This is a genomic window from Paenibacillus sp. Y951 (genome assembly GCF_056786395.1).
In genome coordinates, this window is sequence record NZ_JBXCIY010000043.1 from 1 (window position 1) to 5,708 (window position 5,708).

A 5,708-nucleotide genomic window follows, 5' to 3' on the forward strand; every position below is an offset into this window, starting at 1 on the left:
ATTTCAAGGCATGGGATGAAGTATTTCGCGAACCAAAGTTAGCGAATGCCATCTTAGATCGCATTTTACATCATGCAACGGTCGTCACGATTGTAGGCGAATCTTACCGTTTGAAGGATCACTTTTTGAAAGAAGACAAGTGATTTTGTACATCATTAAACAAGCAAAAGTATACATTCTTAGGTTGACATTTACAGTCAATGTAAACTATTAAACTTAACTTAGCCTAATCTTAATTGCTCTTCTAACATTGCCTTTGTTTTTTTTCACTTCCAATGTTGCCTTTATTTGCACTTGAACTCGGAAGTTTCAGCTAACGTTCAGCTATTCACGAACCTTGCGCATGCAAGGTTGTCACTGAATCTGCTACCTCAGCCAAAAGCATCAAAGTGACCAAGGCGTAGCCGCTGCGTGAATACTGTGTTATATGAAGGTGACTACTTCTCTGAATAACTAGATACAATTGTTACCCACTGTGGTAATGCTGCCAGTGGATTTACCTTCCAATCCAATAATTCTTTTAACGTATTCTCATCAAATTCTTCAATATTTTCTTCCTCTTCGTCTATCCAAAAGGTTGGATCCTTTGTGTGAAATTCTTCAATTTCTTCAATGCGTAACCCTGCTTTTGCTATCGCGTTGATCAAATCTTGCATTCTCCATTTATAAGTAGGTACTTCTCCGTATGGTCCAATTTCATCATATCTTTTTCTTATTTCTAATTCCTTATTATGACTAATTCCAAAAGGTCTTAAATATGGGTGTATATCATACATAATACTTATGCCGTTTGGTTTTAAAGTTCTTTTAATATTTTCATACATTGAATCTAAGTTATCTATCCATACATGAACACCGTTAGAAGTATAAACCAGATCATATTCATTCGATTTTACTTTACTAAGCTTCATTGTATCATCGCAAATATAATCAATATCCCACTGATGTTTATCTGATATTAGTTTACTATTTTCAATTTGCATATCAGAAATATCGCATGAAGTAACTTGAGCTCCCATTAAACAAAAAGCAAATACTGCATGATTATCTCCACTAGATGGAACTAAAACCTTCTTATTCTTCAAATCCACAAAGTATTTCATTATAGTATTAAAAACTTCTTCAGGAAAAGCTGAACTAGGATTCAATATAATCTGATTAATTACATCTTCTGTACGATATTTTTGATACCAATCATTTGACCATGTGTTCCAAGCATTTTTAACTTTTTGTTCCATGATTATTCTCCATTCCTATTTAGTCACTTTCATATAACGTTCAGATATTCACGTCGTTCATTCCCCTTAGATAGCTCTTATCTTAGGGGAATGAATGTGTCCGCAGCCTATACTTCCTGAAAAACTTCTGGGACCGAGATCCGAATGGATCGATGCTTGAATATGGTGTTATCGGAAGTTCTTACCTTCTTTGAATCACTCTCAAACTATCTGTATAATACTCTATTTAAATAAGGAATTTTTTTAATTAAAAAGTGACTGGTCGAAAAACTTACTGCTATCCCCAATCCGATTACAATAATAAATTTGAAATATGCAGATACAGGAAGAGATTCAACGAGGTATTGTAATATTACAACAACCGGAACATGTATTACGTAAACAGTAAAAGCATTCAATGACAATGACTGCAATAAATTAATGGATTTATTTGCAATTCGTTGGAAAACGAATATTAATCCTACACACATTCCCATACACAGGAATGTTTCAATGAAGGAATATTGCAAACTACCGAAATTCAATCCTCCAGGCTGAAAAGAAGTTACCTTCCTAGAATAAACTATAGCTGCAAGTACAAACCCAATAATAATCCATATTACTCCTACGAATCTAGGAATCCGAACAATCCAATTATTTTTCGCAGCAGATAATCCTATTATAAAGAAACTTACATATTGAGGGACATGGGCGAATTCAGTTTGAATAAACCCGAGAAATCCAATCCAATGATCAATAGGATACCAAATGCGTATGACAAATGTTGCCAACGCAACAAAAGCAGTGAAGAGTAAAATTACAAAGAAACTCGGAAATGGTTTATGTACGTATTGTTTTGTATGCCTCGGATTCAACAAATACGTTTTTACAAAAGTAAAAATAATTACATAAATCAGTAGATGTTGAAGAAACCATAAGTGTCCGAAATTAATCACTGGCCAAGAAAATGGTATTAGCATAACGAATCCGATTATTAGAGGAATACCCAAATGAATAAATCGCTCTCTTAAAAAGCTCCCTAAGCCTCTCTTTTCAAGGGACGCTGGAACAAAATACGCTGATATTAAGAAAAATAGACTCATGAAAAATGCAGCATTTACAGCAAAAAAAGCACCTAAACCCGGTGAATCATCCGTTGTAAAATACCACCATCCGTTTGATCCTCCATAAGGTTGTCCAGCATGATGTGACACAACCAGCATAATTAAAAACACTTTCAAATTATCCAGGAAGTTTATGCGATTTTTCAGCGTCATCTCGAGAATTGCTCCTTTGATTTATAGATTTTATTTTTTGTAAGAATTTCCGATAACGCATTATTTACGAACTACTCTTCCATCTAATACAAATTAATAAATCCACGCATAATTTGTTCATTTCACATCTTACCAACCCTATTACAACCTATCTCAAATATAACAACCAACTCCACATTATTCAACCATATAATCCATATTAATCCAACGTAGAGCAATAAAAAAGCTAGACCGTCCTACTTTCGTAGTCTGATCTAGCTTCAAAATGCATGCTTAATATGATTAATCGTGTAATGTTCGCCACTGCGCTCGACTAGCACGACATCGAAGCGAAGCGAGATGTTGCGCAGCCTCTTCTGATAGAGATAGATCTCTGCTAGACGGCGTAGCTGCATTTGCTTACGCGGAGTGATCGCTTCTAGCACTGAGCCGTAACGATTCACTCCCATTCCTTGCGCATACACCGTTCTTGTTCGTACTTCTACGAACACAAGTTGCTCATCTTCGCGTGCTATAATGTCCAATTCACCTGAACTACAGCGCCAGTTGCGCTCAGCGATGATGTAGCCTTGCTCTTGCAAATACAGACTTGCACGCTCTTCACCTTCTGCACCTAGCTGCTTACGATTCAGGGTCATAGTGGCCATTCCCTCGCTTGTCGATCCGCCCGATATACAAAGCTCAATATTTCCGCAACTACGGCAAATAGCTCTGGTGGAATCTCTTGATCGATATCTAATTTGGATAATACTTCAACTAGTGATTGATCCTCTTGTATCGGCACTCCATTTTCTTTTGCTTTGGCTAGTATCCGTTCTGCCAGCTCTCCCTGCCCTTTCGCTATTAACGTAGGAGCGGTAGTGTTCAGCGGATCATATTTCATAGCAACTGCTTTGCGCAATTTCGTAACTGGTTGTTGTTCATTCATACTTTAAAGTCGACTCCTTTATAGCGCGTCGAATTAATCTGTTCGACATCTGGCGGAAGCATTCTCTGCTTCAATTCCTCTAGCTGTTCATTCTCTGCCTTTGCTGTTGGAATCGGAGTAGTTCTTACGGAAGATAGCATATAGCCTGTAGAATATAATGCTTCACTTATTTCCGGTTTCATCGCATCGATAACTGTACTAATCGCGGGATGATCGTTCCATAGATTCAAGCTAACGATTTTATTCGTAATATTAACATCAACCATCGTCGGCCCAATCGCATTCATATTAAGATCGAATACAATCCGACAATTTTCTGAATCTAGCTCACCTTTACGATCTCGACGAGTTTGGATATGAACAGCAGCCGTTTGACCACCGTCTTGATCCTGCAGTGGAATAAACATCGTCACATGTGAGAATACAGAGTGATTACGCTCAGTAGATAACATCAATTGCTGACCCGTTATCGCATTCAATAGCTGCTGAGCAGTTTCTTTCACCGCTGGCGGCGTATCCGCACTTTGCACCAATTGCATAATGGTAGATTTCAAGCTTTCATGATTGATTGACGCTTGATTAGATTGTGCCGCTGCTGCATTTGCTTGTGGCTGCAAAACATCGGATTGCTGACTTGCTGTCAATGGATTTTGATGAACGGTTGCTTGATTATGAACGATATCACTTTGGATATTCGCTTGTATTGCCGCTTGTAAATGAACAGCTTGTTGAACCGGAACATGCTGCTGTGTAGCTGGTTGCGCTGTCTGAGCATTACTTGCATTCACTAGTTGTGAGCTTGCTTGATTGCTAGTCACTTCTGCACTTTGACTCGATACTACTGATTGCTGTAAAGCCGTTACAGATGCCGGCACTGCTGCTGTAGTCGGTGTTGGAACGACATTCGCACTTAAATTACCCGCTGTATTCACTGCTGCAGGTTGAGCTTGGCTACCTACAATCGGCTGCTGCCCTGCAGTTGGCCCTGCACCATTTCCTAATACAACAGATGAGTTCGCTATATTACCTTGTGCCGTATTCATATTTCCACTTTGTAGATTAGTATTTGCTGGATTTATCTGTGTTGCTCGCACCGAAGCTTGATTCGTCTGCGGCTGAGCATTAACTGGCTGCTGAGTTAACAACTGTTTACCGAGTACTGTTTCATGATTGACACCGAGCCATTTCATGAGCAGTCCAAGATTTCCTTGTGAGGCTGTGGAGCTAGCTCCACCTTGTGATTGCGCAGCCGCTTGCGTTTGTCCTTGTTGCGCTACCATCTGTCCATCTTTAGCTACTTCTGCGCCCCCAGTTAATACGTTAGCGGCTTGATTACTCGCTCCAGTTGATGCTGGATGTTGCGTTGTTGCCCCATTTGTTGCCAGAGAACGTAATAATGTTGAACCTTCATCTAATAACGTTGCAAGCTGATTCATTAGTACCGTTGTTTGAGCACTTGTAGATGTCCCCCCAGTATTAGCTTGCAATAGCGTGGACAACTGACTTTTCAACTGATCGATTAAGCCATGTAAAGGCGTTCCCGATTGCAACTGATGGAAAGCAGAAATCGTTGCTTGTGTCATCGGTAATCCTCGTTTAAATGCGCTAGCCGCCGCTTGCATCCATTGCTCTGGGTTAACTCCTGCTGGTATTAACTGCGCGGCCTTCTGAAACGCTGCCGCAGTTTCCTTATTCAACGGAAAGCCTTCTTTGCGCAAATCTTTAATAATATCATTCGCCCATGCTTTATCTGGCATGTTAAGTGCTTTCAATATATCTTTCATCGGATCATTCATCCCAAGTGTCGTTGGATCGACTTGGCGCAGTAAAATATACGCACCCTTTGAATCTGGCTGAACTTGTAGTAAGGAAGCTTGACCTTCCATCAGTGGAATATCTAGCTTCGCTCTCACTTGAACTCCATTTATATTAACTAATGCTTCATTATTATCATATTGTTGTAAAACAACGCCACGAACAACTTGACCGATCTTCAATTCTAGTGTTCTTACATCATTACTTACTGCATCGCCCAGCATGCCTTTAATATTTCCGATACTCATGCGCGCTGTCCACCTCATTTCATTCACATATAGTATTTATCGGTTATTGCGCGCTTTTATTTGACTACTTATCGTATGATCTATGAAATTTTCATACTTCTAGAGTGAAAGGCTGAATATTATTTCAGCCCCTCCTCATCAAACCGTACGTGAAGTTTTCCTTCATACGGCTTTCCGATGTTCTTCTTTCATGCGCATGCAGATTACAAAAGCGTTTTTAATC

6 protein-coding genes are annotated in these 5,708 nt (G+C 39.3%); 1 reads left to right on the plus strand and 5 read right to left on the minus strand.

Features of this window, described 5'->3' with window-relative positions; translation table 11 throughout:
• A partial coding sequence (locus AC1TPB_RS24500) for an ATP-binding protein (RefSeq protein ID WP_482078892.1) occupies nt 1–143 on the plus strand: 143 nt, incomplete at its 5' end.
• Between the two features lie 294 nt (nt 144–437).
• Here AC1TPB_RS24500 and AC1TPB_RS24505 read toward each other — a convergent pair.
• From AC1TPB_RS24505 to AC1TPB_RS24525, 5 genes are all read right to left on the minus strand, one after another.
• Entirely contained in the window at nt 438–1,238 is an 801-nt protein-coding gene (locus tag AC1TPB_RS24505) for a class I SAM-dependent methyltransferase (protein ID WP_482078887.1), read from the minus strand.
• Between the two features lie 206 nt (nt 1,239–1,444).
• The gene (locus tag AC1TPB_RS24510) at nt 1,445–2,494 is read right to left on the minus strand and encodes an acyltransferase family protein (protein ID WP_482078888.1); all 1,050 of its coding nucleotides are present in this window, start codon (nt 2,492–2,494) and stop codon (nt 1,445–1,447) included.
• Between the two features lie 260 nt (nt 2,495–2,754).
• Nucleotides 2,755–3,132, minus strand: coding sequence for a YraN family protein (locus AC1TPB_RS24515; RefSeq protein WP_482078889.1), 378 nt, complete (start codon nt 3,130–3,132; stop codon nt 2,755–2,757).
• Complete coding sequence (locus tag AC1TPB_RS24520; RefSeq protein ID WP_482078890.1) at nt 3,129–3,422, minus strand: EscU/YscU/HrcU family type III secretion system export apparatus switch protein; 294 nt, start codon at nt 3,420–3,422, stop codon at nt 3,129–3,131. The genes AC1TPB_RS24515 and AC1TPB_RS24520 overlap by 4 nt, the downstream gene beginning before the upstream one ends.
• Entirely contained in the window at nt 3,419–5,485 is a 2,067-nt protein-coding gene (locus tag AC1TPB_RS24525; protein ID WP_482078891.1) for a hypothetical protein, read from the minus strand. Before AC1TPB_RS24525 ends, AC1TPB_RS24520 begins: the two co-directional genes overlap by 4 nt.
• Between the last annotated feature and the right edge of the window lie 223 nt (nt 5,486–5,708).